The 26,990-nt window shown below is 54.7% G+C and carries 20 protein-coding genes; 12 read left to right on the forward strand and 8 right to left on the reverse strand.

What is annotated here, in order from left to right; translation table 11 throughout:
* Positions 1-117: 117 nt before the first annotated feature.
* The 4 genes from Enr10x_RS04125 (at position 118) to Enr10x_RS04140 (ending at position 3,917) form a co-directional block, all read left to right on the forward strand.
* Positions 118-780: a hypothetical protein gene (locus Enr10x_RS04125; RefSeq protein WP_145104271.1), complete on the forward strand. Its 663-nt coding sequence runs from the start codon at positions 118-120 to the stop codon at positions 778-780.
* A gap of 271 nt (positions 781-1,051) precedes the next feature.
* Positions 1,052-2,026, forward strand: coding sequence for a tetratricopeptide repeat protein (locus Enr10x_RS04130; protein WP_145448229.1), 975 nt, complete (start codon positions 1,052-1,054; stop codon positions 2,024-2,026).
* Positions 2,026-3,051: an RluA family pseudouridine synthase gene (locus Enr10x_RS04135; RefSeq protein ID WP_145448230.1), complete on the forward strand. Its 1,026-nt coding sequence runs from the start codon at positions 2,026-2,028 to the stop codon at positions 3,049-3,051. Before Enr10x_RS04130 ends, Enr10x_RS04135 begins: the two co-directional genes overlap by 1 nt.
* Before the next feature lie 2 nt (positions 3,052-3,053).
* Positions 3,054-3,917, forward strand: a complete 864-nt coding sequence (locus tag Enr10x_RS04140; RefSeq protein WP_145448231.1) for a fumarylacetoacetate hydrolase family protein — start codon at positions 3,054-3,056, stop codon at positions 3,915-3,917.
* On the opposite strand, the gene Enr10x_RS04145 is transcribed toward Enr10x_RS04140, so the two are convergent.
* Positions 3,895-4,815 carry a carbohydrate kinase family protein gene (locus Enr10x_RS04145; protein WP_232093419.1) on the reverse strand — a complete coding sequence of 307 codons (921 nt, stop codon included), beginning with the start codon at positions 4,813-4,815 and terminating at the stop codon, positions 3,895-3,897. The two genes, Enr10x_RS04140 and Enr10x_RS04145, sit on opposite strands and share 23 nt — an antisense overlap.
* A 38-nt stretch (positions 4,816-4,853) precedes the next feature.
* A complete protein-coding gene (locus Enr10x_RS04150; RefSeq protein ID WP_145448233.1) occupies positions 4,854-5,330 on the reverse strand; it encodes a GNAT family N-acetyltransferase in 477 nt (158 codons plus the stop codon).
* Between the two features lie 172 nt (positions 5,331-5,502).
* On the opposite strand from Enr10x_RS04150, the gene Enr10x_RS04155 reads away from it, so the two are divergent.
* Complete coding sequence (locus tag Enr10x_RS04155) at positions 5,503-6,246, forward strand: HisA/HisF-related TIM barrel protein (RefSeq protein ID WP_145448234.1); 744 nt, start codon at positions 5,503-5,505, stop codon at positions 6,244-6,246.
* Positions 6,247-6,269: 23 nt separating this feature from the next.
* Here the strand turns inward: Enr10x_RS04155 and Enr10x_RS04160 are convergent, their stop codons facing one another.
* Both Enr10x_RS04160 and amrS read right to left on the reverse strand, forming a co-directional pair.
* Entirely contained in the window at positions 6,270-8,183 is a 1,914-nt protein-coding gene (locus Enr10x_RS04160) for a redoxin domain-containing protein (RefSeq protein WP_145448235.1), read from the reverse strand.
* Between the two features lie 148 nt (positions 8,184-8,331).
* Positions 8,332-11,577, reverse strand: coding sequence for an AmmeMemoRadiSam system radical SAM enzyme (gene amrS / locus Enr10x_RS04165; RefSeq protein ID WP_315851856.1), 3,246 nt, complete (start codon positions 11,575-11,577; stop codon positions 8,332-8,334).
* A gap of 210 nt (positions 11,578-11,787) precedes the next feature.
* Here amrS and plsY point away from each other — a divergent pair, with 210 nt between their 5' ends.
* The gene (plsY, locus tag Enr10x_RS04170) at positions 11,788-12,480 is read left to right on the forward strand and encodes a glycerol-3-phosphate 1-O-acyltransferase PlsY (RefSeq protein ID WP_145448237.1); all 693 of its coding nucleotides are present in this window, start codon (positions 11,788-11,790) and stop codon (positions 12,478-12,480) included.
* Positions 12,481-12,602: 122 nt separating this feature from the next.
* Here the strand turns inward: plsY and Enr10x_RS04175 are convergent, their stop codons facing one another.
* Both Enr10x_RS04175 and Enr10x_RS04180 read right to left on the reverse strand, forming a co-directional pair.
* Positions 12,603-12,836 carry a BON domain-containing protein gene (locus tag Enr10x_RS04175; protein WP_145104291.1) on the reverse strand — a complete coding sequence of 78 codons (234 nt, stop codon included), beginning with the start codon at positions 12,834-12,836 and terminating at the stop codon, positions 12,603-12,605.
* Positions 12,837-13,218: 382 nt separating this feature from the next.
* Positions 13,219-14,553, reverse strand: coding sequence for an alpha/beta hydrolase (locus tag Enr10x_RS04180; protein WP_145448238.1), 1,335 nt, complete (start codon positions 14,551-14,553; stop codon positions 13,219-13,221).
* Positions 14,554-14,813: 260 nt separating this feature from the next.
* Between Enr10x_RS04180 and coaD the strand changes: the two genes are divergently transcribed.
* The 3 genes from coaD (at position 14,814) to Enr10x_RS04195 (ending at position 19,247) form a co-directional block, all read left to right on the forward strand.
* The gene (coaD, locus tag Enr10x_RS04185) at positions 14,814-15,344 is read left to right on the forward strand and encodes a pantetheine-phosphate adenylyltransferase (RefSeq protein WP_145448239.1); all 531 of its coding nucleotides are present in this window, start codon (positions 14,814-14,816) and stop codon (positions 15,342-15,344) included.
* Positions 15,345-15,383: 39 nt separating this feature from the next.
* The gene (locus Enr10x_RS04190) at positions 15,384-15,977 is read left to right on the forward strand and encodes a thioredoxin family protein (RefSeq protein WP_145448240.1); all 594 of its coding nucleotides are present in this window, start codon (positions 15,384-15,386) and stop codon (positions 15,975-15,977) included.
* Positions 15,978-16,175: 198 nt separating this feature from the next.
* Entirely contained in the window at positions 16,176-19,247 is a 3,072-nt protein-coding gene (locus tag Enr10x_RS04195) for a PVC-type heme-binding CxxCH protein (protein WP_145448241.1), read from the forward strand.
* Positions 19,248-19,333: 86 nt separating this feature from the next.
* Here the strand turns inward: Enr10x_RS04195 and Enr10x_RS04200 are convergent, their stop codons facing one another.
* Both Enr10x_RS04200 and Enr10x_RS04205 read right to left on the reverse strand, forming a co-directional pair.
* On the reverse strand, positions 19,334-19,768 hold the full coding sequence (locus Enr10x_RS04200; protein WP_145448242.1) for a carboxypeptidase regulatory-like domain-containing protein: 435 nt from the start codon (positions 19,766-19,768) through the stop codon (positions 19,334-19,336).
* A 200-nt stretch (positions 19,769-19,968) separates the two neighbouring features.
* Positions 19,969-20,973 carry a DUF1559 domain-containing protein gene (locus tag Enr10x_RS04205; RefSeq protein ID WP_145448243.1) on the reverse strand — a complete coding sequence of 335 codons (1,005 nt, stop codon included), beginning with the start codon at positions 20,971-20,973 and terminating at the stop codon, positions 19,969-19,971.
* 400 nt (positions 20,974-21,373) lie between these two features.
* On the opposite strand from Enr10x_RS04205, the gene Enr10x_RS04210 reads away from it, so the two are divergent.
* The 3 genes from Enr10x_RS04210 to Enr10x_RS04220 all read left to right on the forward strand — a co-directional run bounded on the left by Enr10x_RS04210 (position 21,374) and on the right by Enr10x_RS04220 (position 26,988).
* Complete coding sequence (locus Enr10x_RS04210) at positions 21,374-21,958, forward strand: sigma-70 family RNA polymerase sigma factor (protein ID WP_197997476.1); 585 nt, start codon at positions 21,374-21,376, stop codon at positions 21,956-21,958.
* Positions 21,955-23,670 carry a FecR family protein gene (locus tag Enr10x_RS04215; protein ID WP_145448245.1) on the forward strand — a complete coding sequence of 572 codons (1,716 nt, stop codon included), beginning with the start codon at positions 21,955-21,957 and terminating at the stop codon, positions 23,668-23,670. The genes Enr10x_RS04210 and Enr10x_RS04215 overlap by 4 nt, the downstream gene beginning before the upstream one ends.
* Before the next feature lie 90 nt (positions 23,671-23,760).
* Positions 23,761-26,988, forward strand: coding sequence for a DUF1549 domain-containing protein (locus Enr10x_RS04220; protein ID WP_197997477.1), 3,228 nt, complete (start codon positions 23,761-23,763; stop codon positions 26,986-26,988).
* The last annotated feature ends 2 nt before the right edge of the window (positions 26,989-26,990 follow it).

Below are 26,990 nucleotides of genomic sequence, written 5' to 3' on the forward strand. Positions count from 1 at the left end.
ACTCAGCAGATTACACAGGGATACAGAATATATTTCTTGCGAGGGGTCTGCTAAGATGTTCTGCTATATCAGGGAAAGGCCCACATTTCGAGTGAATTCAGAGGTCTGGGGAACACGATGAACGAATCTGAGGCAGCGTCGAATTCGGATCAGTCCCCCGGCGCGCAGTGGCTCCGGGAAGAATCGCGCTCGTTGCAGCAGACCAAGCGGGGACTCAACCTGTTCCTATCCGGCATCATCTTCGTGTTCTTCGCAGTGCTGGGCGTCCTCTATTTCCAGTACACTACAGATATGCTCTCGGTGGTCATGACGGCATTGCCGGTGATGGGCATGACCGGAAATCTGTTGATGCTTGCCGGGGTCATTTTCTGTCTGGCGGTGCCGGACGAAGTCGGTGCCCGCGGTCTGCTCATCGGGGCCGCTATCGGCATCAGTGCCAATATCATTTTTTCAGGTATGATCGACTATAACCCCAATCTGCTGCCGATGCCTGTGGCTCTGTTCCTGAAACTGGCCGGCTACATCGGTCTCATTCTGTTTGCCCTGTTTCAGAGACGACTGCTGCTCTACATCGGTCGCCCCGACCAGACAGGCAAAGTGACGTTCCTGATTCTGACCACCGTGCTCTTCCTGCTGGGGTCCTGGGGGATGGAACTGGTGGCGTATCTTGAATTGATGGAAATCGCTTCGATGACCATCTACGCGGTCATGCTCCCCGGATTTTTCACGTATCCCTGTTTCATGGGCAGTCTCAAACGGGCACTCGTCCCCGTGAATTGAACCCGGCTGTCCGCCAGTCTCTGGTCGAACCATTCTGGTGCATCTTCTCCTGTGTGAGAGAATGTCTGATCAGTGCGTTTTTTTGCTGATTTAACCGGAATTTTGACTGCGGGAATCGAAAATCTGGAATTCTTTACACTGAAACCCTTCTCAACCGGGGGATCAGCTTGACGCGTAATTTCAGGGGCAATATACTCGCGCGATGGACTCATTTATCTCGTTGGGAGAGAATGAGTTTTGGACTATTTCATATTCACTGCGAGAGACTCTGATGAAGAGCGAACATCGACACGATCTGCAAACAAACGACCTGGGCAAACTGATGGGCCAGGCGGAACCTTTTGTGGAAAAATATGGCATGAAAATCCTGGCCGCCATCGGGGGCATTTTTGTGCTGCTCGTCGTGCTGGTCATCTGGAATTCGAAGCAAAACTCGCAGGCGTCGGAAGGCTGGACCCGTCTGGCAGCGGCTGGCTCAACCGAAGATTTTGAGAACGTCGCCGAGGACTTTGCCGGCTCTCCCGTGGCTGACTGGGCACTCATTCACGCCGCCGAAAGCCATCTGCAGTCCGGCATTCGCAGCTCCTTTACTGACCGCAGTGCCGGAGATCGGGAACTGAAGGACGCCAAAGAGCAGTTCCAACAGCTTCTGGATTCTACCTCCACACCTGCTGAAATCCGCGAGCGGGCACTGTTCGGGATGGCACGCGTGGAAGAAACGACATCGGACGGCGATCTGAAGACCGCTACCGAGCTCTATAAAAAACTGATCTCAGAGTTTCCCGAATCCGTCTTCCGTCAGCTGGCAGAACAACGGGTTAAACCGGTGGATGCGGAAAAAGTGGCTGCCCTGGATCAGGAAGGGACCAAAGAATTCTATAAGTGGTTCCACGAGCAGAATCCCAAGCCTGGCGACCGTCAGCGTCCCGGTTTCAACATGCCAATGCCTGGCATGGCACCTCAAGGAGCGGCGCCTCAGGGTGGAGCACCCGCAGGTGGCGAAACCACTCCGGGCCTGCCGGCTCTTCCCGCGCTCCCGAGCCTGCCCGGTCTGCCTGAGCCTCTGACCTCAGAGGAAGGAAAGAGCAGCAAATCCACACCGGCAACTCCTGAGAAAACTGAAACACCTGCACCTGCGAAGAAACCGGCTCCGGAGACAGGGAAGGCCCCCGCTGAACCCTCCAAGGCAGAGCAACCCAAAACCGAGGCACCGAAGCCGGAACCAGCTCCCGAAAAGAAACCGTAATGTCTGACGAACTTTCGTCACCGCCGGAGCTTTCCACCGAGCCGATCGAAATCACTGTCGAGGCACGCGCGCATGGCTGGCGAATCGATCACTACCTGAGCCGCCTGTATCCCAATTACACCCGCGTCCTGTTCCAGAAAGCCATCAAGCAGGAAGCGGTGCTCGTCAATGGTCTGCCCGTGAAAGCCGCACGACGGATGCGGGTGAATGACCGCGTGTCGGTCCGTCTGCCCGAGCTGCCCGATAATCAGCTTCCCCCGGAAGACATCCCGCTGGACATCGTCTACGAAGACGAGTATATCGCCGTCATCAACAAACCCTCGGATATGATCGTCCATCCGGGCAAAGGCAATTATGCGGGAACCCTGGCCGGGGCGCTGCAGCACCACTTCGATCAGCTCAGCGATGTCGCGGGCCAGTTTCGACCCGGAATTGTGCATCGCCTCGACCGCAACACCAGCGGCCTGCTGGTCGTCGCCAAAGACAACCAGGTACACGCCCGCCTGAGTGCCCAGTTCGAGAAACGGGAAGTGCAGAAGGAATATCGGGCGATTGTCTGGGGGCGGATGGAGTTCGATACCGATTTCATCGAGACCTTCATGTGCGTGCATCCCCGGCACCGGGAGAAAATGATCGTCTGTGATGAGGGTGGGAACGCCCGCGACGCGTTCACCTACTACGAAGTGATTCAGCGTTATAAAGCGTTTACCTACGTGCGGCTCAAACCCAAAACCGGGAGGACGCACCAGTTGCGCGTGCACATGCAGCATATCGGGCATCCGATTGTGGCAGACCGCGTGTATGGCGGCCGGATGGCTCTGAAAATGAAGGATCTGGGCGTGCAGGCCGAGGCAGACGCCGCGGACCAGGAGAGTGATATTCTCATCGAACGACAGGCCCTGCATGCCCATTGTCTGGAATTTAGCCACCCGCACAGTGGAAAACCGATGAAGTTTCAGGCACCATTACCAGAAGATATGCAACAGACCTTAGCCGCCCTGGACCAGTATCAGAAGGAAGATTGAAGATGAAGCTCGCGAAAGTGCTATTGTCAAACGGGGAACGTCATGTCGCCATCGTGGAAGAGAACGGGGTGCAACTGCTGGATCTGTCGCAGGTCGACAACATCCATCGGCTGTCAGACATCCTCTACTCACCCGATCCGGCCGGGCTGGCGAAATTCCTGATCGACAAGGAACTGCCTCCGGTCCCCTTCAATCAACTTGAGTTCCTGGCCCCCGTCGATTTCCAGGAAGTCTGGGCGGCTGGAGTGACCTACAAACGCAGCCAGGTGGCCCGGATGGAAGAATCCGAAACCGCTGCTTCGCACTACGATCAGGTCTACACCGCAGATCGTCCCGAGCTCTTTTTCAAAGCGACCCCCAATCGGGTCTGCGGCCCCAATCAGCCGGTCCGCGTCCGCTTTGACAGTCAGTGGTCCGTGCCCGAACCCGAGCTGACTTTGGTCGTCTCCCCCGATCTGAAACTGGTCGGCTACACGGTGGGCAATGATATGTCTGCCCGCGACATCGAAGGTGAGAATCCGCTTTACCTGCCCCAAGCCAAGTTTTACAAAGAGTGTTGCGGCCTGGGCCCCTGTGTCCTGCTGCATGACAAGCCACTCGATCGCGAAGCCACAAAGATTATGCTGACCATTGAACGAGACGGCGCAGAAGTCTTCCGCGGCGATACTTCTGTTGCGGAAATGGCGCGGGGCCTGGAAGATCTGATCAGCTGGCTGGGGAAAGAAAACGACTTCCCCAACGGAGTGCTGCTGCTCACCGGGACCGGGATCGTTCCGCCGGACGAGTTCACCCTGGAAAATCGGGATGTCGTCTCCATCGAAATCACCGGCATCGGTACGCTGATCAACCCAGTCGTGAAAGATTAAGCTCCCGGGTCTGCAGCACAACTTCAATTTCCGCGAGGGTCGGCAATGCATCCCGATTGCCCAGTCGTTCGCATTTGAGCGCAGCAGTCACGCAGGCGAACTTCAGCACCCACTCCAGAGGCCAGGCTTCGAGCAGACCGTATAACAGGGCGCCGCTGAAGACATCACCGGCCCCCGTTGTATCGAGTGAAAGGACCGGTAACGCCGCGCAGTGCAGACAACCTTCCCGGCTGAACAGCCAGGCGCCGCGCACGCCATCGGTTACCGTGACCAGTTCCGGACCCTGTTCCAGTAGCGCCATACCACCCGCCAGCACATCGTCGGTCTGCAGATACTCGCTGAGAAATCGGCGGGGGCAGTTCATGACATTCAGGTAAGGGATCAGCGTCTCCATCCCCGGTTTTAACGAACCGGCATCCAGGCAGACCGTCACACCCGCCTCCCGCGCCACCTGAGCTGTGTAGAGACAGGTCTCCTGCGGCCACCCGTCCAGATGCACCAGGCGGGCCTGGTGAATGACTTCGAGATCCAGATCCTCCGGTTGCAGCCAGTGCTCAGGTCGATAGCAGGCAATGGTCCGTGTCCCCGCCTGTTCGTCGATCCAGACCTGGGCATATCCCGAGCGGGTTCCGGTCAGCAGGCGGCTGGCTTCCAGATCCAGGTTTTCCGCTGTCAGGTCTTGCGCAATCAGAGGGCCGTACTGATCGTCGCCCCAGCTGCCGATAAACGCGCACTGTTTTCCCAGACGACTGAGCAGTACCTGCGCAGTGGGAACCGGGCCGCCTACCTGGTAAGCATCACTGATAATATTAGTTTTGGCATCCTGGGGCGGATGTTGTGCCAGCAGAACCAGATGGTCCACCACAACCGTTCCCAGACCGACGACATCATACTTCATCTGTCTCAAATTCTATCTTCTGTAAACATTCGGATTACTTAAAGTTTCTTTTCCCAGAACAGAGCCCGCCCCATCTGGGGATCCAGTTCATAGCCGGTGAAACCGAATTTGGTGTAAGCGGCCTGAGCCCTCTTGTTTCCTTCCAGGACTTCCAGAGTGAGTTTACAGCAACCCTGAGATCGGGCAATCTGCTCGATAAACTCAAACAGCTGGCCCGCTAGCCCGGTCCCACGAAATTCCGGAGCCACAAACACATCATGAATATTCAAGAGGGGCTGACAGGCGAATGAGGAAAAACCTTCGATGCAGATTATCAGTCCCACGGGCGTCTCCTCATCAAAAGCCAGAACGACCACCGCATCAGCACGAGCGTGAAGTGAGTGTGCCAGATTTTCCTGAACCGTTTGCGGCAGCGGTTTGCCGCCCCCTTCGGGAGAACAGGCGTAGCTGTTGAGTAGAAAAACAACCGCCTCGGCATTGCGGGGTTCGCTCAAATCGGCTTCGATGATTTGCATCGGTGGCTCTTTTGTCTGGTTCAGGGAAAGGACATCGGGGTACATCCACGGCTCTGACACAGTCTGTTATTGTAATCAGATCACCCGTGTCAGGGGAGCCAGAGTGCTTGCGAACTGATAAACTAAGCTTATCTGTTCCGTCGATCCGCTGAGTTCTGAAGTAAGAGGCGTTATGAAAATCATTCCGGTACTGGATATCCTGAATCAAACCGTTGTGCGGGGCGTGGCGGGGGAGCGGGACACGTATCGCCCCCTGCAAAGCGAGCTGACCCGCTCCAGCGAGCCGCTCGACCTGGCACGCGCTATCCGCGATGAATTTGGACTGAGTGAATTCTATGTCGCCGACCTCGACGCAATTCTACACCAGGAAATGAATCAAGAGTTATATCAGCAACTGCTTGCCGATGGTTTCACGTTCCTGCTCGATTGTGGATTGCGAACTCCGGCAGATAGCGAGCTCCTGAAAGACCTGGTCGGCATCACCATTGTCGCCGGACTGGAGACTCTGGCAGGCGCTGCGGAACTGAATGCGCTGGTCCGCCAGTGGGGACCTGAGAGAACCGTCTTCAGCCTCGATCTGAAGCAGGGGCAGCCGCTGGTCAATTCCGCTGCTGGCAACCCGTTCTCTCCACTTGACGATCCGCTGGACGTTGCCGACCTGGCGCGGGCGCAGGGCATCGCACAGATGATCCTGCTCGATCTGGCGCAGGTCGGTACCGGGCAGGGAACCGGCACTGAAGCGTTGTGTAAAACGTTACGCACTCAGTATCCAGAGCTGACGTTGATCACCGGAGGTGGCATTCGGAATGCGGAAGAGCTACAGGCACAGGCGGCACTCGGTGCCGATGGTGTGCTGGTCGCTTCCGCTCTGCACGATGGACGAATCGGGAGAGACACGGTGCTCTCCCTGTCGTGATCCATCGCCGCCAACTGCTCGAACTATTTCAGCAGATCGGGCAGTGCTTTCTTCACATCGGCGACCGTGGCGCTCCGGTTGACAACTTTGCCTGCTTTGTCCACAAGGAACATGGTCGGCAGTGAAATCACACCGAAGTCCCGTGCGGGGGCACTTTCCAGGCCCCCTTCTTCGTGAATGTGAGCCCAAGGAACCTTGTGTTGCTTGATGTAGGCTTCGGCCAGGTCCGGGGTCGCATCGAGATTGATCCCCAGCACATCAAAGCCCTGGCTGTGGTATTTGCTGTAAAGGTCCAGGATCTGAGGCAGGTCTTCCGTGCAGGGTTTACACCAGCTGGACCAGAAAATGACCAGCAGCGCTTTGCCGCGATACTGTTTGGCATCTACACTGCCTCCTGCCAGACCGTTGCCGGTCAACTCCAGTTCTTTCCCGGCCAGATTCATCCGTCGCAGGGCACCGGCACCGCGGGTACCTGCTTCCGAACTGGCATGAGATTCGACCAGTTTCGTGTACCATTTCTTAGACTCAGCGACTTTCCCGCTGAACTCCTGGGTGACCGCCAGTTGCAGCATGGCTTCGGCAGAATCATCGGAATTCGGGTACTTCTTGATGAAGTCTTCCAGTTGACCCAGCCACCAGTTCTGCACATCGCGGAGTTTATCACTTTGTGTATTCTGCAACTGAGAACTGTAATCCGCGAGCAGGGTTCGATAGGTGACGTACGCAATCAGATCCTGATCCTGTGAATTTTTCTGGACCTGATCACGAATGCGTTTCAACTGTGCCAGTCCGTCTTTATAACCGACCGTCTGAACGGCGGCAGCCAGACCGTCAACCATCTGCCGTGTCCACTGGGCACGCTCATCTTCGTTCTTGGAAGCGGCGATCAGTTTCTCGATGATCGCGATACGATCTGTGTTGTAGCGGGCCACTGCCTGCGGACCCTGTTCGGGAGTGGGCCCGTTTTGATCCAGTTTCTGGAGTTCGTCCAGCAGTCCCTGCATTTCCTTGGACAGACCGACGGTCGAATTGGTGGGCAGAGTGCTGGCACCGGCGACCGGTTGCATCAGTGTGCCTCCTTCGGTCACCTGCATGGATTCTCCCTCGATGGGCAGGGGAACCTGGGTCAGACGCCAGGCATCGCCGACACGGATCAGTTCGCCGAACTGCACCAGGCCGCTTTTCCCCTTGGTATCGACAATCGCCATCACGTTTTCGAAGACGTGCAGGTCTTTATCGGTTTTCACGTCATCTGCGGGAATCAATCCGGGCATGGCGCCATCGAAGCGGACCCAGACCGTATCCGGAGTCAGCATTTTCGATTTGGAAAGCATTCCCGGCATGTTCTGTGGGGCTGCTTTCGCAGATTCGCGAATCTTATCGGCAAATGGATTCTTGATCCCGGAATCTGCCAGTTCGTCTTCTGTAATCAGCAGTGCTTTGAAGGCTTTGGTATCATTCTTTGCCAGGGCACTGATGGCGACGCGGGTGACTTCCTCCGGAGAAATCAATTTCCATTCATCGATCACACCGTCTTCGTCTTTGTCGATTCCCCAACGGGTTCCCGCCAGGTTCATCCAGCGTGAGCCGTCGACCTTATTGTTGTAGTTGGCATCGATGTCCCGGTAGACTTCCAGGCCGCGGTTATAATACCGCCATTGATCGACGACGTTGTCGCCGTTTGTATCCACGAAGCGACGCAGGACCTGCCCGTTGGGGCCATACACGATCCAGCCTGAGCTCTTTTTGCTCTGTTCGACTTCAACTTTACAGCGAGCGTATTCCGATTTCTCCGGAATTTCGATCTCGACATCTTTCTGGATTGGCTTGAACGTAAGTGCCAATTCAACAGAGGGGGCATCCGCCGCCGGCAGCGAACGGGAAAATGCGACCAGGAGGACAAATCCAGTGAGGAAGGTAATGCGACCAATAGACATAGCACGGGGCTCCGATTCCGTTTGAACGCGTCAGTAACAATAGAGAAATTTAACAGCGCCGGGATTTTAGTAGAAAACCGGCGTTGGGGTCACCATCAATTTTGACGATTCCCGGGAATCCCGCTGGACTTGCCTCAATCGGGCCTACTCAGTTGATCAACAGACCCGCATAACCAACCACTCGCGAACGATCGCCGGTCACATCGCCCGATGTGGCATAGCCCACTCGCTCTACCTGACTTAGCTTGCCCATTTTCTGGAGCGCCTTCATGACGATCACCGCTGGCAGGACGCCACACATGGAAATATGATGCTCTCGTACTGTCTCCAGCAGTCCCTCCGGATCGAGGGTATCTATTTTTTCCAGTGCCATCTGGTCCAGACGCCGGTTTTCGGCATCGGTGGCAAAATGGTTCATATCGCTGGAGATCAACAGCAGAGGCGGTTCTTCCAGTTCTCCGATTACCCGCGCCAGACCAGCGGCGAATTCGTCGCAGCGCTGCAGGTTTCCGCCTCCAATCGCGATTCCGACGACGTGGGCCTCGGGAGCCAGTCGCTGAATCAGCGGCAATTCCACTTCAATCGCATGCTCATTCCGGTGTGCGGCTGCGTCGAGTTCCAGGCCGGGAATTTCCTCCGCCAGTCGGCGTGCCAGATCGAGGTCCGCATTCAGGTTCCCGTTGGGTAACTGCCAGACTTTATGCGGGGCCACCGCCCATTCCACGCCCTCCCGTGTATGCTTGGGGCCGATCACAATGATCGTGGACGGTAATTTGATCCGTTTCAGAACATCGGCGGCGATCCTGCCCGAATATTTCCAGCCGGCATGTGGAACCATGGCAGCAGCCCACGTTTGTGGCTCTGCATCACCGTCAAAGAGTTCATCCAGGTCTGCATTCACGCTGCCTGCATCGGCGGGATAAAACGTCCCTGCCACACCCGTCGGTCGAATTTCAGTGCCGAGCTCTGCCCGCGGACGATTGACGATCTCGAAGCGGCTCGCTGCAGTCTGTACGGCCATGCTGGCAACCTGGGCTGCTTCCGGCTGCATCAGTCCCACTGCCTGATGTGCACGAGAGATGATCTCCGACGCAGACTGATTACGGTCGAAGAACCAGCCCGCCTTTTGACCTTCAAAGACAAACAGGCTGCGATTACGGGAATCGAAGTCAATCAGTTGAATCCCTTCCACGGTGCCGTGCAGGGCAGGGTCGGTTGCCAGGACCAGTTTGACCTGAAACTCACCCGGCCTCAGATTTTGTCTCACAATGATCTGCGCCAGTTGCTGGCACATCGAGAATACCGTCGACTGCATCGGAAACGACTGCTTCAGGGCCCATTTTGAGAGTACCAGTTCATCCTCCGTTTCAGAATGTTGCAACAGAAGTGCAACCCCCTGAATGTTGGCATCGGAAACCTGGGGGCAGTAATACGAGGGGACCTGTCCGTGCATCAAAGCTTCGATTGTCGATTGCACGTATTGCAGATACTGGGCGAATTCGCGTCCCCCCAGAATCTGTGTGGCGGCGTTCTCGACCGGTGCTGCCAGCATCTCCGCCAGTTTCGCACCACAGGACACGCCCTGATAACGCAGCAGCGTGGTACCTGGATCTTTCCAGGCGGTCGGCGGCAGGCCCGCTTTGATGCAGGTCTGATTCAAAAACTCTTCTGCATTCCAGCCATGATCGAGAGGCACGCCCGGGAGTAACAGACCGCTGCGTCCGTCCGCACGGATCTGCAGACCATGCAGGCCGACCGTCACTGCTTTCAGGCGATCGAGTCCCTGTTCTTCCACCAGTTCCAGATCAGACAGCAGCCAGACTTCCAGGTCCAGCTGACCGATTTCACTGGGGGAGATGGGAGGAAATCGCGGGTCATCTTTGGCAGCACGGATCGCGGCCTGATGCAGGGCCTGTCCCAGGGGGAGCGGTTGTCCAAAGTTGCCGCAGCAGGAACGCAGTTGCCCCTGGCGTTTGAGGCTGACGAACGCACCGTTAATCACCATGTTCTCCAGACCTTCCAGAACGATCTCTGCGGGATTGGTACGTGTTGCTGTTCCAACCACCACGGCAGCCGCTTTCTGCAGCAGTTTCTGTTCGTGTTCCGGCTGAAGTTCAATTTTGGGAGTAGTCGGGTTGGTCTGCATCGTCGAGGAACCTTTCTGCCGATCGTCGGCAGAGGAAGAGGGAAGCGGGTGCTGTTTTAAAAACGAGTGCATGTCGACAGGGAGCCGTTTCTGTCCCCAGTTACCTGGTCGATCATCAAAGTGTCCGGCGATCTCGGTGTTACAATACTGACAGCGATTGCCGTTCAAGGCATACTTGCCCAGCTGGTACCAGTTGCGTTCAATCAGTGTCTCTCCGCAGCCGGGACAATAAGTACTCTGGCGACGAACATCGTTGACGTTACCGGTATAAACATATTTCAAGCCGGCGGAGAGCGCGATTTCGCGGGCTCGGATCAGCGTCTCAGGCGGAGTACCTCCCCGGTCCAGCATGCGGAAATCCGGATGAAAGGCGGAGAAGTGCAGGGGGACTTCGTCTCCCACTTCTTTGAGGATCCAGTCGCACATCCGCTGAAATTCGTCGTCGCCATCGTTGGCCTGCGGGATGATTAAATTGGTGATTTCAAACCAGACATCGGTTTCCCGTTTTAACCAGCCCAGGGTATCCAGGACAGGTTGGAGATGAGACAACGTGACCCGGTAGTAGAATTCTTCGGAAAACGCTTTGAGATCGATATTCGCAGCATCGATGTGTTCGAAAAATTCGGCCCGGGCCGACTCCGTGATGTAACCTGCCGTCACTGCGACAGTTTTGACTCCCTGGGCGTGACACGCTTTCGAAGTTTCAATCGCGTATTCCGACCAGATGACTGGATCGTTGTACGTAAACGCCACGCTCTTGCAGCCCAGTTCCGCGGCGACGTGGGCAATTTCATCAGGGAAGGCGCGGGCACTCAGACGTTCAATCTCCCGCGATTTCGAAATGTCCCAGTTCTGGCAGAACTTACAACCCAGATTGCAGCCTGCTGTCCCGAAGGAAAGGACACTCGATCCGGGATAAAAATGGTTCAACGGTTTCTTTTCAATCGGATCGACACAGAACCCGGTGCTGCGACCATAAGTGGTTAAGGCCATTTTGCCACCCAGATTCTGCCGGACAAAGCAGAATCCACGATCATTTTCCCCCAGGGCACAGGCGCGGGGACATAAGTCACAAACGATTTTTTCTCCCTCGCGGTGCCACCAGCGGCCCGGATACAGACCCTGATCAAGATCAGACTGAGATAGGGAATCAGCAGTGAGAATCGGAAGCGTTTTTTCTGTCATGGTTTTGTGAGAGAGAAACAGAGTATCAGAGAAGGGAGCCCTGTCCTGTTCAGAATAATACATTCCCAAGGGCAGGGCTAACAGTTTGTTGAAATTTTGACCCGGAAGACGAATAGAATCATCGCTACTCCCTGGTCGGTGGGTGTCTGATCTAGATTATTTGTAACTGGCGACAGGACCTGTCGTTGTGCTCTTCTACCGCTGTCGGGTATTATCACAACCACTGAAATGCCCTGTCATGCCTCTGACTTTATTATACGAATCGCCCCGCTGATGTTTGCAGATTATTTCTGGTTTTTTGTTGCTGTGGCCTCTTATCTGGCCGGTTCCATTCCCTTTGGTCTGGTAACTGCGAAGCTGGTGGCCGGCACGGATATCCGCAAGGTGGGGAGTGGCAATATCGGTGCGACGAATGTGGCACGCACGCTGGGCGCCAAATGGGGCATTGTGGTCCTGGTGCTGGATGCCCTCAAAGGTCTGTTGCCCGTCTTGTTCATCCCGGCGCTGTTTGTGAATCCGGATTCTTCCGACTTCGATCACGCCCGCGTCCTGAGTGGCGTGGCGACGATCCTGGGGCACATGTTTCCAATCTGGCTCGGGTTTCGGGGAGGCAAGGGAGTCGCCACCAGCCTGGGCGTGATTCTGGTGCTCGGCCCCTGGTCAACACTGGCTGCTGTCATCGCCTTTGCGTTGACCTTTTTCTTCTCGCGGATAGTCGCCCTCAGTTCGATCGTGGCGGCGCTCGCTTTTGGTGTGGCTCAGTTCGTGCAGTTAGGCGGGGAGGCATTCACACGCGAGAAATGGAGTTTGACCGCATTCAGCATTGCGGTGCCCCTGCTGATTATTGCCCGTCATCGCAGCAATCTGGGACGGATCATGCGGGGGGAAGAGAAGAAGTTCCAGTTTGGCAGCCGCAACAAAGCGGAAGCGGATTCCTCCCCAGCCAGCCAGCAGCAAGAAGGCTGAGCGGTTCTGTCGGACTGACAGCCAGGGAATCAGCCGCGAGAGATCATCCTGATCGTGTCGCTGGCTCTGATTCCATCAATGGTGAGTGGCTTTCCTGTATCCTGCAGGAAAGGAACCGTGGATTACGATTCGACTCGAATATTGTTCGTCAGGGCGTACTGATCGATTTCACTCAGAGCGGCATGGGTGGCCAGCTGTTTGTGGTAAAAGGAATCAGTGCGTCCGGAAAGGACGACGATTTCTCCCAGAATATCCACCTTCAGAGACTGAACCTGACTGCCGGTTCGCAGGGCAATGGTTTGTTCAATTTTCTCTGAAAGGCGTTTGGCCTTTTGAGAGTAGGTTTCGACGGTCATAAGCGATCCTCCTTGAAGACAGTAAAAGTACCAACAGACAATCACTCGGATTTCAGCCGGTGCAAAATCCAGGCTGTCGTGACATTCAAGGCAGGTAACTCTGAGGCAGCAAACTCTTGAAACTTCAGTCAGCAGCAGACAATGTTCCGCACCAGGCAGAATCTAAAGCCAATTTCTGTCAGCATCAAATCTTGGTTGGTAAACTCCGTTCAATTCAGAAGAAACAGTCGCTCGCTCCAGGTTCCTGTCGCTGAGGCTGGCGACTGGTTTGTTTCCACTGAATTCTTAACGAAGTAAATTTATCGAGCCGCGTCCCGTTCGTCAAACTAAATTCTGTACGAATGGTTCGATTCGAGGGAAATAACTGCACGAAAACAGACCTTTATTTCTTGGAATCGGTCTGCCAGATCCAGACCAGGGCCTCCGGCAGCACTGCTTTTCCGTGTCGGCTGCTGTGCATGCCGTGTCCCTGGACGAACCAGTATTCATAACCGCTGTAGGCCAGGGCAGCCGCCATTCGTTCATTGTTCAGGAACCAGTTGCCCAGCTTGTTATCCAGGTCGTTATCTCCGTCCTGCAGAAAGACTTTGATATTTTTGGGCGGATACTCCTTGCGGATCAGACCGGGGTAATCGTGGGCTGTCTTCCAGGGGCCAAACTGATCCAGGGGAATCGTGTTTTTCTCGCGGGAGGGATAATCGTCGATCCCCCGGAAATCACAGAAACTCCCGACAAACGAGATGACTTTTCCGAACAGGTCGTTCCGATGCCAGGCGGCAGAGAAGGCACAGCTGCCGCCGGATGAGGCACCACAGAAAATATGGTCTTCCGGTTTGTCTGAGATCCGGTACTGCTTGCGGACGATGGGCAGCATTTCTTCATCCAGGAACGTCGCATACTGCGCGGTGCAGGTATCATATTCGTTACTGCGGTTGCGATATTCCTGTTTCCCCCTGGTGCCGGCGGGGAAGACGCCGGGATTGATAAAGACGGCAATCGTCACCGGAATTTTTTTTGCGTGAATCAGGTTGTCCAGGACGATGGTCGCGTTACCGTCATTATGACAGTACCCGCCCCCATCAGCGAACACGATCAGCTTGGCAGGCGCTTTGGATTGCTCGTACTGAGCCGGCACATAGACCCACCAGTCGCGAACGGTGCCGGGGTAATGTTTGGTGCTTTTAAAGGCAGGCATCTTGGTGAGTTTACCCTCAGGTACGCCGGGCTGTTTCAGGCTCTCGGGTTTCCATTCATAGCTTTCAAAGCCGAAGCGACTGAATCTGCCGGCCGGTAAACGGGTCCCGTTGACATCATAGCGGTAATGCACCGAAGAGAAGTGGGGGAAGTGTTCCACGCGGGCAAAGTAACCGGAATCGCCCAACGGGATCATGGGCCATTTGCGCCCTTTTTCAGCATAGATCATGACTTCGTCGCCCGGCTTGGCTTTGAAGAACCAGCCGGCATAACCGCCGCCATCTTCGGTCCCTTGAATCAGGTGCTTCTGGTTGCCTTGGGTCAGATCTTTTTCTTTCTGGTATTTCTTCTGGAAGAATTCCAGGACCTGTTTCTGATCCTGCTGGCTCAGCGAAGATTTCTTCATCAGTTCAGCAACATCTTTCAGATTCTGAGGGGCAGCCGCCAGGGGGCTGAGAACAAACAGCAGCAGGCAGGCCCAGACAGACAGCGACACAGTTGAGCGGCGAGATAAGGAACGCATGGGAGAAGACTCCTGGTAAATGATCTGCAAGAGATCAGGAACGATTCATTCGAAAAGGCAGCCCGGCTTGCCCGGATTGCCTGAACTTGAAAGTACAGCTCCTATTACACTAGGTGTCGAGTTGATTTTCAATTCAGAGCGAGCAGGAATTCAAATCTGCTGATTCATCAGAGAAAGTGGAAGCTGTCCGTTTGGATCAACTGTCAATCCAGCTACAATGAAAGGAGTTATTCATCACCCCGTAGAGGAAAGGCTGTGTTGTGACCGGTTCGTTCAATCCACATCATGCTGTTTACGTCGGCAGTTTCGATCCACCGACCCTGGGTCATCTGGATATAGTGGAGCGGGGCGCGGTGATTTACGACAAAATCACGGTCGGCATCGGGATCAACCCGGACAAACGTCCGTTGTTTTCTCCCGAAGAACGGCAACAGTTGCTGGAGACACTGGTGGCAAATTGCCCTAATGTGGAAGTGAAATGCTTCCAGGGACTGGCGGTGAATTTCGTGAAAGAGTGTGGCGGCGGCGTCATGCTGAGAGGGCTCAGAACATTGACCGATGTGGAAGCCGAATTCACGATGTCACTCGCCAACCGGACACTGGCGGTCGACATTGAAACCGTGTTCCTGATGGCCAGTGAGAAATACACGCACATTTCCAGCTCGTTGATCAAGCAGATCGCACAGCTGGGGGGTGATGTGGCTGAAGAGAAACTCAAAGACTTCGTTCCCTGCCAGGTGGTCGGTCCCCTGATTGAAAAATTTGCTTTAAAAACTTCTGCTCAGGAATAGCGTAGAACTTCCTGATCGATTGAGAAAGGAGAACATACCATGGTGAAAACCGCTTCAACAATGCTGCCCCTCGGAACTCAGGCGCCCGACTTTTCACTGAAGAACGTCGATGGACAGACGGTGTCGCTGAACGATTTCAAAGATTCCAAAGGCCTGCTGGTCATCTTCATGTGCAACCACTGCCCCTTCGTGATTCACCTCCGCGAGGCACTGGCTGCGTTTGCCGATGAATACATGGCCAAAGGTATGGCAGTCGTCGGCATCAGTGCCAACGATGTTGCCACCCATCCCGACGACAGTCCCGAAAAGATGGTCGAAGAAGCCAAATCCGCCGGCTACAACTTCCCCTATCTCTACGATGAAACACAGGAAGTCGCCAAGGCCTACAAAGCCGCCTGCACTCCCGATTTCTTCCTGTTCGATCAGGAACAGAAACTCGTCTATCGCGGCCAGTTCGACGACAGCCGCCCCGGGAACGACAAACCGGTCACCGGTGCCGATCTCAAAGCGGCCTGCGATGCGGTGGTTGCCGGCGCCCCGGTCACCGAAGATCAGAAGCCCAGCATCGGCTGCAACATTAAATGGAAAGAAGGCATGGAACCGGAATACTTCACCGGCCAGCCCGCTGTTTAGTCACAGCGTCAGCAATACGCATCCAACTCTCTTCGCCTTCCGGCGGGGAGAGTTTTTTGCTGCGCAGAGGTTGATTCCGGGCGTCCTGTACTAGAGTTGCTTGTGTCTGGCGGGGCGCGGGGTTTACACTTTATAAACAATCCTGCTTTATTTCCTGCTCGCTCCAGGAAGTCCTTTTTGCACTTTGAGGGGTTTGTGATGCGTTCGACTCTCTTCCAACGGACTCTGTTACTGTCAGCGGGAGCGGTGCTCGTCGTGTGGGCGTTCACTCTCGCCCGCAGTACCTCGGCCGAGAATCGGCCCATGCCAAAGGACTCCCTGGCGGAAGCGCTGCCTCATCTCGAACCGACCGAGCCAGGCAAAGCCGTCGATACATTCCGGCTGCAGAACGGCTTTCGCATGGAACTGCTGGCGGCAGAACCGCTGGTCACCGATCCGGTGGCGATGCAGTACGATGAGAACGGGCTGGCGTATGTGGTTGAGATGAACGACTATCCATACACGGATAAATCGAAAGACGAGGCCTGGGCCGAACAGAAATCCGCGCCGATCGGCAAGGTCCGCGTTCTCGAAGATGTCGACGGGGATGGTAAATTCGATCGTTCGACCATCTTTGCCGAGGGGCTTTCCTGGCCCACCGGTCTGGCCTTCTGGAAAGGGGGCGTGTACGTCTCAGCGACTCCCGATATCTGGTACTTTAAAGATACCGACGGCGATCACAAAGCAGACATCAAACGTAAGGTCTTTACCGGCTTTCGCAAATACAACGTGCAGGCCGTGATGAATAATCTCAAGTGGGGCCTCGATCATCAGATCTACGGAGCAGGAGGTAGCAACGGGGGGACGATTCAGACCGTAGGTTCCTCTAAAACTGATCCGATCAATATGGGACGCCGCGATTTTCGTTTCGATGCGAATACGGAAAACTTTGAAGTCATTTCGGGAGGCGCCCGTTTCGGGAATACCTTCGATGATTGGGGCAATCGTTTTATTTGCAACATCAGCAACCCGCTGATGCACATCGTCTTGCCTGCAAAATACCTGGGCCGCAACCGTTATCTGCCGGTGACGTCTGCCATTCACAATGCGGTGCCTGCCGGCGATGCGATTGCAGTTTACCGGGTCAGTCCCCCCGAACCCTGGCGCATCATCAATGCGCAGCGTCTCGCCAACGATCCCAATTCCCGTTCCCCCAAAAGTGCCAAACATGCAACAGGCTTTGTGACCTCCTCGGCGGGAGTCACACTCTATCGGGGAGCCGCCTATCCGCGAGAGTATTACGGCAATGCGTTTATCGGAGAAGTGGCCGGCAATCTCGTGATGCGGTATCTGGTGCAGCCGGACGGCGTCACGTTTAAGGCGGAACGCGCACATGATAAACAGGAATTTCTGGCGTCGACCGACAACTGGTCCCGCCCGGTGAACTTTCTGAACGCCCCCGATGGGACTCTGCATCTGCTCGATATGTATCGCGAGAATATCGAACATCCCTGGTCAATGCCCGAGGACATCAAGGCCCATCTGGACCTCACCAGTGGTCGGGACCGGGGGCGGATCTATCGTATCTTGCCTCCGAAATTTCCGGAGGGCTTTCAGAAGCCGGAACCGCCTCGCCTGGGATCGGCTGATATCAGCCGCCTGGTCGCGGAACTGGAAAATCCGAATGTCTGGTGGCGGGATACCGCGCATCGACTGATCTTTGAACGCCAGGATCCCCAGGCGGTTCCCCTGCTGATCGAACTGTTCCAGCAGAGTCAATCTCCCCTCGCGCGGCTGCATGCCCTCTGGTCGCTGCAGGGGTTGGAGGCACTCAATGAAACACTGCTGCTGCAGGCCCTGTCCGATAGGGAACCGGAAATCAGACGAACCGCAGTCAGGCTCGCAGAACCACAGCTGAATCAGAATGAAGCATTGAAGAAAAAAGTGATCTCGCTGGCGACGGACAGCGATCCCCGCGTTCGCTTCCAGACCGCCTTCACGCTGGGCGAGGTTGCAGGACCGGAAGCAGCCCAGGCACTCTACACGATTGTTCGCCAGGATTATGGCGATCACTGGATCCGGACCGCGGTCCTCAGTTCGCTGTCCGAATCGACGGCCGACTTTTTAGCGAGTCTGCTGCAGGATGTCAAATTCGCGGCCAGCCCACAGGCACGTCCCCTGTTGAGTCAACTGGCGAATGTAATCGGTACGCGACAGCAACCAGCTGAGGTGCAAACAATTCTGGAACGGGCAGCCCGCTATGACTATCCCGGGAATCAGAAAAAAACAACCGCCGTTCAAATTGAATTGCTGCGAGGTGTCGGAGAGGGTTTGAAACGTGGCGGCAAATCGCTGCTGCGGTTTACCGCGGAACCCGAGACCGAGGCATCCCGCCTGATCCTTGGTCAGATCTCACAGGCAAAGAAAACAGCGGCCGACCGGCGGGAAACGTCGGCCCGGCGACTGGATGCCATTGAGCTGTTGAGCTGTACTGATCTTGTGACCGCGCAGTCTGCTTTGCTGCCGCTGCTTGGTGCCCGGGAAACGCAGGAACTGCAGTCAGCCGTTGTGGTAGCACTCACCAGTTTCCCCGATAACAAAGTCGCGAACCTGCTGCTGGAAGAGTATCCCTCGCTGACTCCTACGATCCGCAGAGAGATCGTAGATCGTTTGCTCAGGCGGCAGGACTGGATTCTACAGTTGTTTGCCGCGATCTCGGAGCGAACTGTTTCCTTGAGCCAGATCCCACAGGTCAGGCGGGACATTCTGATGAAGAGTCCGAACCCGGAAATCAGGAAGCAGGCAGAACAGTTGTTTGCCGGTGAGACTCTGGGGCCGCGGCATGAGATCATTTCCGCCTATCAACCTGCGTTGTCTGCAAAAACAGATCTGACAGTTGGCAAGCGTGTCTTTAAACGCGAATGTCTGACCTGTCATCGACTGGGACAGGAAGGTTATGAAGTCGGCCCCAATCTGGCGACGATTAAAAACCGGACCGCGCCTGAAATCCTGGTGCATGTGCTCGACCCCAACAAAGAGGTCTCGCCCAATTATCTGGAATACGTGGTTGTTACCGACGACGGGCTGATTGAAACAGGCATCATCGTCAATGAAACGCCTTCCAGTATCACCCTCAAGAAAGCCGAGAATAAACGGATTACGATCCTGCGTGAGAATATCGAAGAGATCAAAAGTTCCGGAAAATCGCTGATGCCCGAAGGTTTTGAGAAAAAGATCAAAACCGGAGAAATGGCAGATCTGATCGCCTACCTGATGTCGCTGGAAAACTGAGTTGCAAGATTGGGAGTGGCACAAAAAAACTCCCCTCGTTCCAGTGGGCAACGGGGGAGTCTGTCTGCTAAAACGCGAAGGGGATTTTATTCCGAGGTGAGTGTGAAGTTGATAATGTTCTCACCCGGTTTGACCTCTTCGCTCAGAATCGTCTGGGTATTGTAAGTGGGGGGAATCGTCTCTTTTGTGGGAGCACCACCCTCTTCTCCGCCGGATTCCTCAGAACTGTCGGACTGTGCGGTCGTGATACTGATCTTATGCTGGCCGACTTTGGCTCCTTTGGTATCACCCACGTATTCCAGTTCGTATTCTCCTGCATCATTGGTCAGGCCCATGGAAGAACGTCCGCTTTCCGGGCTGAATACGACCATCACTCCAGGCAGTGGTTTGTCATTCATGGTTACGGTTCCGGTAACCGTTCCGAGGTCGGGCTGGTCGCTGGGAGCACCGCCGCAACCGACGAGAGTCAGGCATAGCATACCCAAAAGGAAACACCAGGCCTGTTTACCTGCTAAATACATCAAAAACCTCCAGAGCGCAATCCGGTTGGGATCAACTGTTAAATGATTCTAAGAAATTAAGAATGTGTGATCTTAGAGAAGGAATCACCGAATCTCAAGCCAGTGTGGAACGGACCTTCTCCGAGTAAGAAAAAGAGACAAGCGATGGAACGGACCGCTTGTCTCTCGGAAATCGATTACATTATGGTCGGGGACGTCGCTTAGAATTCACCGACCACATTACCATCATTGATGCCGATCAGATATTCGAGCGTACTGTCCGCAGGAATCGAAGCGGCGCGATGGTCAATGTTTTCGCTCAGGAAGGCGATACGACCATCACCAAACAGGAAGTGAGCACCTCCCACGTGCCTGCTGCTGTAAGCGATTCGCCCCTGGCCGCTTGAAGCGTTGGCGTTGATGGGGGCGGCACCACCACCGAAGATGGAGATCAGACCCTGGTTCGAGCTGGAACCGGCAGAGCTGATGGCAGGTCCCGTGGCGTTGTAATCACGAGCGGCGTAGAGAGCACCGGCAAAGGCTTTGGTGGAACCTACCAGGTAAGCCCGTTCGCCAGCCAGAATTACATTGCTGCTGCCGTCGGTCAGGTCACGCATCCGCACATTACTGTTCCGGTAGAAGGCACCGTTGGCGTAGTTGGTCGGGTCGGTACCCGCATCTTTCTTCAGCCCGTACGAGCTGTTGGAAGCGATGTAGTTGGTGACAGACAGACCATATTCGGAACCACCGGTGGCTTTGATGCGGCGGCCGGCTTCATCATGAATCTGGGGGCCGGTATCGGAAGGGCAACGGAAGACAGGCAGTGTTTTCTGCATCGAACTGCGGGCGGTGGCATTATTTAACATCGTGGAAATGGGAACTGTGCCGACATTCAACTGATTGTACAGCGGTGCCTGATCAAGATAAGGCAGCAGCATGGCATTCCAGGCCCAGTGACCCTCATTGTCCACAATCGAACCACCATTGGCAGGCAGAATCTCTTCCACATATCCGGGAGGGAACATGCCAAATGTTTCATGGTAGTTGTGCATGGCCAACCCGATCTGCTTCAGGTTGTTTTTGCAGGTACTTCTGCGGGCTGCTTCACGTGCCTGTTGCACAGCCGGTAACAGCAGGGCAATTAAAATCGCAATAATAGCGATGACGACCAGCAGTTCGATCAGCGTAAAACCACGCTGAAAACTCGAGCGACGTACATTTTTCATTGAGTCGTTCCTGTTTTCTAATCCAAGTCCGAAGATGTCGGTATCTTCAACTGGAGCAAATAAAAATAAAATGAGTCCAGAGAAACGCAACGCGTTAGAGGGGTAAGATAGAAAGGCTTCACCAGACCTTGTTGTAGTGAACAACCAACAAGGTACCCCTGTAAAGCATTCGTATGTCAATACGTTGATTTACCGGATTATTTTTTGAAATTTGCCGAATTTCTCATATTTTGCCGGCAGGGGGTGTGTAAGAATGAATACTTTCTGACTGCGGGATCAGAAAGATTCCGATCTGTATCAAATTCACCCAATTGATGGGGTAAGTCGCTCTTTATGTGTACGATAGCTTAATAAGGCGACTTTCTTTTTGAAAACCGGGTCGCGAATGAGTATCGTATTAATGAACAACTTGAATGAAATCGTTCCGATGGAAAATGAACAGCCCCAGACTGACTTCTCCGACGATTTGCATGTGAAATTTCTGCATGTATTTACGCAACATCGGAACCAGATCTATTCGTATATTTTTTCTCTGCTGCCTCACCGGGATGACGCTGAGGACGTATTCCAGCGGACCAGTCTGATCCTCTGGAAAAAGTTCCCGGAATACGATGAGACGAGCAGCTTTTTCTCCTGGGCCTGTGGCGTCGCCTTTTATGAGGTCAAGAACTTCATGCGGGTCGCACAGCGAAAACGACTGCAGTTCCGGGAAGACGTCATCGAACAACTCGCGGATGAACGGGCCGGGATTCCTCAACACAAACTCGATCAGCGGGCAAGTACTCTGCAGGAGTGTATCAAGAAGTTGAAAGACAAGGATCGGGAACTCGTGAATCAGGTCTATCGCGACCAGACGCCCGTCAAAGAACTGGCCGATGCTGCCGGGGCCGCCATCCAGACCTTATATAACAGGCTGAACCAGATTCGCCGCCAGTTAACTCACTGTATTGAACGCACATTGTCATATACAGGAGAGGGAAAATGAGTCAGAACAATCAGCATAACGAACTCCTGTATGAACTCTGCGGTGCACTCTGTAATGAGACAATTACAGCAGAGCAGCACCAGCAGCTCGAGGAAATTCTGGCAAGTGACGCCGATGCCCGGGAAAAATACTTCAATTACCTGCATCTGCATCTGAACCTGGAACGTCTGCACGATGAACAACCGGAAGCAGAGTTCGAATTCCAGCCGCACGTGAAACCGGCAACCCAGGCGCAGTCACTGCCGGAACATGTCTGGAAAACATCGCAGGTCCTGTTGCTGATGACCGCGCTGATCTGTGTGACGCTGATCGTCAGCGTTGTGGCCCTGAATCAACCACAGGCCCCCTCCTCGCAAATCAGCCAGGCTGACCCCGTGGTAGAAGATGTTCCTGTCGCAAAAGTCACCCAGACCGCCGCGGTCCGCTTCGCCGAGGGAGCACCTTTTCTCAAAGTCGGTTCGCCGATTCAGACAGACCAGGAATACGCGATCTCAGCCGGCCAGCTGCAACTGATCTTTGCTAACGGTGCTGAAGTCATTCTGACCGGACCTGCCGTTTTTGAAAGTAAAGACGGCGAGCATCTGGCGGTCCGCTACGGTGCCTGTTCGGTCTATGCTCCCGATGGGGCAGAAGGCTTTACTGTCGAAACACCGCTTTCCAACGTCGTCGATTATGGTACCCGCTTCTCTGTCAATGTTTCGGAAGCAGGCAACACCGATGTGCAGGTGATTGAAGGCGAAACCGATGTCCAACCTGTGAAGCTGGATCCGAACTGTGATGTTGCTCCCAAACGTCTGACCCGGGGAATGGCGCAGCGGCTGACAACAAACAACGGTCTGGTCGTGGATGAGATTCCCTTCGATCAGAACCAGTACGTTTCGCAGCTGCCTGACCGGATTGTGACTTATACGACAACTAAAGGGCCCGGCAAGCGTGCTCAGGATCTGAAATGCGTGACCGTGCAGCGTGGCGGAAAACAGTATCAATACGAAGTCGAAGACCTGATCGGCATCGAGCTCACACACTACACCGGCAAATCGTTCCTGACCCGCAACGATGGTATCGATCCCGGTAACGACGGTGACCCGCAAACGCTCCGTCGGCACCTGCTTGATCAGGATACCTGTCTCTTAACCGGCGTCGTGAATCCCGGCGGTGCGACGAAACCGCTGACGACTGCTCCGGTGATGAACCCGATTGAAGATCCCAGCCAGCTCAACACACCAGGTATGGCAGTCCGATTCCTGAAGCCGATCGTCAATGACGCCGGTCCGGACATCGTTCTGTTTGATCTGCAGGTCATCGTACATAACACCACAGGCGATGCCTTCTATGTCACTCCTCTGCCGTTCTCCTCGAAGTTGAAAACCCACAAAATTGAACAGTTTGATATCGATCTGGCTTCCCCCGAAGCACAGCTGCTCGAAAAGTTCTGGTTGCATATTTTCAATCAGAACCCACAGGAGAAACAGAATCACACAGATGCGATTCAGTCTCTCAGCGAGCTGGAAACAGCCACCGGCAACGGGGGGAACTGGCACGTCGTTGGTGCAAAAGCACTGGCCGTCGGTATCGACCTGTCCGACCTGGGCGTCCCCGCAGGAGAGACGGTAGACGGGATTTTCCTCCAGGATGCCCTCGATAACCACGATATAGTTGACCCGGTCTTCATTGCCGGGTTCCCTCCGTTGAAACACACCACTGATAAATAGCTGCATTACTGCAAAATATATAATTAGAGTACGTTCAGAAGATAGAACCCCTTTTATTTTCAGCGTCGCTAAATGAAAGAGACTAAATTCATGAGACTCCTTGCTGTCAGCCTGTTGTTGTTGATGTCGGTACCTGCGGTTCACGCAGCCGAAAAAAATCAAGCTGTGAACACACCCGTTGATCAGAAACAGATGCATTTCTTTGAAAAGAATGTGCGCCCGCTGTTGATTAAACATTGCCTGGAATGTCACGGCGAGAAGAAGCAGAAAGGGGAACTGCGACTGGACTCGCTCAAGGCGATGTTGCAGGGAGGCGAGAGCGGCTCTGCCTCGATCGTACCCGGTAAGTCATCCGAGAGCTTGCTCATTGAAGCGATCAACTACGATTCGTACGAAATGCCGCCCGAAAAGAAACTCTCTGATAAAGAGATCGCCGTGCTCACCCGCTGGGTGGATACAGGCGCTTACTGGCCAGAGAACGCAGACTACGTAATCAAACAGCGGAAAAATGAAACCTTCTTTTCGGATGAAGATCGCAGCTTCTGGGTCTTTCAGCCGGTCGAAGAGCCCAAAGTTCCCCAGGTTAAGAATGCACAATGGTCGCAGAACCCGGTTGATGCCTTCATCTATCGTGGTCTGAAACAGGCCGGGCTTACTCCCGCTGATGAAGCCAGCCGGACTGATTTGATCCGTCGCGCCTATTTTGACCTGATTGGTCTGCCCCCTACCGTGGAACAGGTCAACGCTTTTGTTAATGATCCCTCTCCCGATGCCTGGCCGCGTCTGATCGATGAGCTGCTGGAAAGTCCGCACTATGGAGAAAAATGGGCCCGTCACTGGCTGGACGTCGTCCGCTACGCGGAATCTGACGGTTTCAATCAGGACGCCTTCCGTCCCGAAATCTGGCGTTACCGCGACTATGTCGTTGAGTCCTTCAATGCAGACAAGCCTTATTCCCAGTTCGTCAAAGAACAACTGGCCGGCGATGAAATTGCCCCCGAAGATCCCAAGGCCCTGGCAGCGACCGGATTTCTGAGGCACTACCTCTACGAATACAACCAGCGCGACTCCCGCACCCAGTGGAACGACATTCTGGATAACATTACCGATGCCACCGGGGATGTGTTTCTGGGGGTCAGCATGGGCTGTGCCCGCTGTCACGATCATAAGTTCGATCCGATTCCCAACCAGGACTACTACCGTCTGCGGGCCTTCTTCGCCCCGCTGATGCCCCGCGATAACGTTCCGTTTGCCACACCGAAAGAACGGGCGGAATACAATCGCAAACTGGAGATCTGGGAGAAGAAGACGGCTGACGTTCGCGCTCAGATTGATGAATTGACTAAAAGTAAGCTGGAGCGGGCTGCCCAGAATCAGATCAAAATGTTCCCGCCGGATCTGCAGGAAATCATGGCTAAGCCACAGGCAGAGCGGACCGCGCTGGAACACCAGTTGGCCGATCTCGTACAGCGGCAGGTAGACCTTCAGGAAAGCAGGGCGCTGGATACTCTGAAGAAGAGCGATAAGGATGACGGCAAAAAATACAAAGAACTGCTCAAGCAGCTGGCTGCTTTCGATGACCTGAAGCCCAAACCACTGCCCACCGGCATGAGCGTGACCGATGCACCCGGCGCACCGCCTGTGACCACGATCCCCGATGATCCCAATCACACGCCCATCGATCCCGGGTTCCTCTCGCTGCTGAAGCCGGGCGAGGCGGAAATCATGCAGATCTCAACCGCCCCGCATTCCTCCGGTCGCCGTACCGCACTGGCGAACTGGATGGTCGATCCGAATAACCGGCTGACCACCCGCGTGATGACCAACCGGGTCTGGCAATACCATTTCGGCACCGGTCTGGTGGCGACGGCAAACGACTTCGGACACATGGGCGAAGCGCCCACGCATCCCGAACTACTCGACTGGCTGACCTCCTATTTCGTGGATCACAACTGGAGTATCAAGAGTCTGCACCGTTTGATTATGAACTCCAAAACATATCGCCTGTCGTCGTTCCACCCGAATCCGCGACCGGCTGAACTCAAAGATCCCCAGAACCGTCTGCACTGGCGGGGCAACATCCGCCGTCTGAATGCAGAAGACATTCGGGATGCAGCGCTGTTCATTTCCGGTGAGCTGGACACGAAACTGGGAGGCCCCAGCGTCAGTGCCAGCCAGCCACGACGTAGCGTTTATACGATCATGAAACGGAATAAACAGGATGAAGTGCTCGGTGCCTTTGACCTGCCGGGCGGCATCAAAAGTACCGCCCAGCGTGATGTGACTACCACGGCCAATCAGGCCCTGCTGATGCTCAACGGAAAGTGGTTCCTGGCGCGTGCCAAAGCCATGGCCCGTTCTGTAAAATCACAGTCCTTCAAAGATGACCGGGAACTGGTGACGTATCTGCATCAGAAGACCTACGGCAAAAAACCGAAGCCGGCTGAAGTCGATCTACTGCTCGGGTTCCTGAAATCGCAGGAGAAACGCGTTGAAGCGGCTGCTGAATCGCAGCAGAAAACCTATGTCGGTCAGATGACGCAGACCGATGCGGAAGCCGTCAAACTGGGCAAAGGTTCGACGCTGAACGACCTGCACATCTCTTCGGCCCAGGCACTGCCCGATCAGGACTTCACGATTGAAGCCATGGTGCAACTGGATTCCATTTACGAAAACGCCGCTGTGAATACGATTGCCGCTCACTGGACCGGTAACAATAAACAGCAGGGCTGGTCGCTGGGTGTCACCAGTCAGAAATCAGCCTATAAACCGCGGAACCTGATTCTGCAGTTTGTCGGTAAGAATCAAGAGGGCAAGCTGACTTACGAAGTTGTGCCTTCGAATATTCACCTGGAACTCAATAAGCCTTACTACGTCGCGGCATCTGTCGACATCTCAGAGACCGGAGAGTCCGGCATTCACTTCTATGTGAAGGCCCTCGATTCCAAACAGCCGCTGCAGACCGCTGCGGTAAAGCATAAAGTCGTCAGCGACTATCGTCCCGGACACGATTTCATCCTGGGCGGTCGCGAAAAGACGTCCGGCAGCCGCTGGAACGGAATGCTCGACAACTTCCGGCTTTCAAAGGCTGCTTTAACTCAGGATGAACTGTGGATCAACAAGCCGGATCAGCGACCCGAATCTGTGGTCGGTTTCTGGCAGTTTAATACAAAGCAGGGACTGCTGAAAAACAGTCTGGCTGACCGTCTGCATCTGTCGGCTCCCGCAGGATCCGGGGGCGCCGATGCCCGGCAGCAGGCACTCGTTGACTTGTGTCATGTGATGTTGAACTCCAACGAATTTCTGTATCTCGACTAATG

It is taken from the genome of Gimesia panareensis (assembly GCF_007748155.1).
GTDB classification, from domain to species: domain Bacteria; phylum Planctomycetota; class Planctomycetia; order Planctomycetales; family Planctomycetaceae; genus Gimesia; species Gimesia panareensis.

Bases quoted from the DNA above. Each gene is read 5' to 3' on its own strand.
- amrS (WP_315851856.1), bottom strand. From the start codon at position 11,577: ATGTATTATTCTGAACAGGACAGGGCTCCCTTCTCTGATACTCTGTTT.
- Enr10x_RS04140 (WP_145448231.1), top strand. From the start codon at position 3,054: ATGAAGCTCGCGAAAGTGCTATTGTCAAACGGGGAACGTCATGTCGCC.
- Enr10x_RS04125 (WP_145104271.1), top strand. From the start codon at position 118: ATGAACGAATCTGAGGCAGCGTCGAATTCGGATCAGTCCCCCGGCGCG.
- Enr10x_RS04175 (WP_145104291.1), bottom strand. From the start codon at position 12,836: ATGACCGTCGAAACCTACTCTCAAAAGGCCAAACGCCTTTCAGAGAAA.
- Enr10x_RS04210 (WP_197997476.1), top strand. From the start codon at position 21,374: ATGAACAACTTGAATGAAATCGTTCCGATGGAAAATGAACAGCCCCAG.
- Enr10x_RS04145 (WP_232093419.1), bottom strand. From the start codon at position 4,815: ATGAAGTATGATGTCGTCGGTCTGGGAACGGTTGTGGTGGACCATCTG.
- Enr10x_RS04215 (WP_145448245.1), top strand. From the start codon at position 21,955: ATGAGTCAGAACAATCAGCATAACGAACTCCTGTATGAACTCTGCGGT.
- Enr10x_RS04205 (WP_145448243.1), bottom strand. From the start codon at position 20,973: ATGAAAAATGTACGTCGCTCGAGTTTTCAGCGTGGTTTTACGCTGATC.
- Enr10x_RS04195 (WP_145448241.1), top strand. From the start codon at position 16,176: ATGCGTTCGACTCTCTTCCAACGGACTCTGTTACTGTCAGCGGGAGCG.
- Enr10x_RS04160 (WP_145448235.1), bottom strand. From the start codon at position 8,183: ATGTCTATTGGTCGCATTACCTTCCTCACTGGATTTGTCCTCCTGGTC.
- Enr10x_RS04180 (WP_145448238.1), bottom strand. From the start codon at position 14,553: ATGCGTTCCTTATCTCGCCGCTCAACTGTGTCGCTGTCTGTCTGGGCC.
- Enr10x_RS04155 (WP_145448234.1), top strand. From the start codon at position 5,503: ATGAAAATCATTCCGGTACTGGATATCCTGAATCAAACCGTTGTGCGG.
- Enr10x_RS04200 (WP_145448242.1), bottom strand. From the start codon at position 19,768: ATGTATTTAGCAGGTAAACAGGCCTGGTGTTTCCTTTTGGGTATGCTA.
- Enr10x_RS04150 (WP_145448233.1), bottom strand. From the start codon at position 5,330: ATGCAAATCATCGAAGCCGATTTGAGCGAACCCCGCAATGCCGAGGCG.
- Enr10x_RS04130 (WP_145448229.1), top strand. From the start codon at position 1,052: ATGAAGAGCGAACATCGACACGATCTGCAAACAAACGACCTGGGCAAA.
- plsY (WP_145448237.1), top strand. From the start codon at position 11,788: ATGTTTGCAGATTATTTCTGGTTTTTTGTTGCTGTGGCCTCTTATCTG.
- Enr10x_RS04190 (WP_145448240.1), top strand. From the start codon at position 15,384: ATGGTGAAAACCGCTTCAACAATGCTGCCCCTCGGAACTCAGGCGCCC.
- Enr10x_RS04135 (WP_145448230.1), top strand. From the start codon at position 2,026: ATGTCTGACGAACTTTCGTCACCGCCGGAGCTTTCCACCGAGCCGATC.
- Enr10x_RS04220 (WP_197997477.1), top strand. From the start codon at position 23,761: ATGAGACTCCTTGCTGTCAGCCTGTTGTTGTTGATGTCGGTACCTGCG.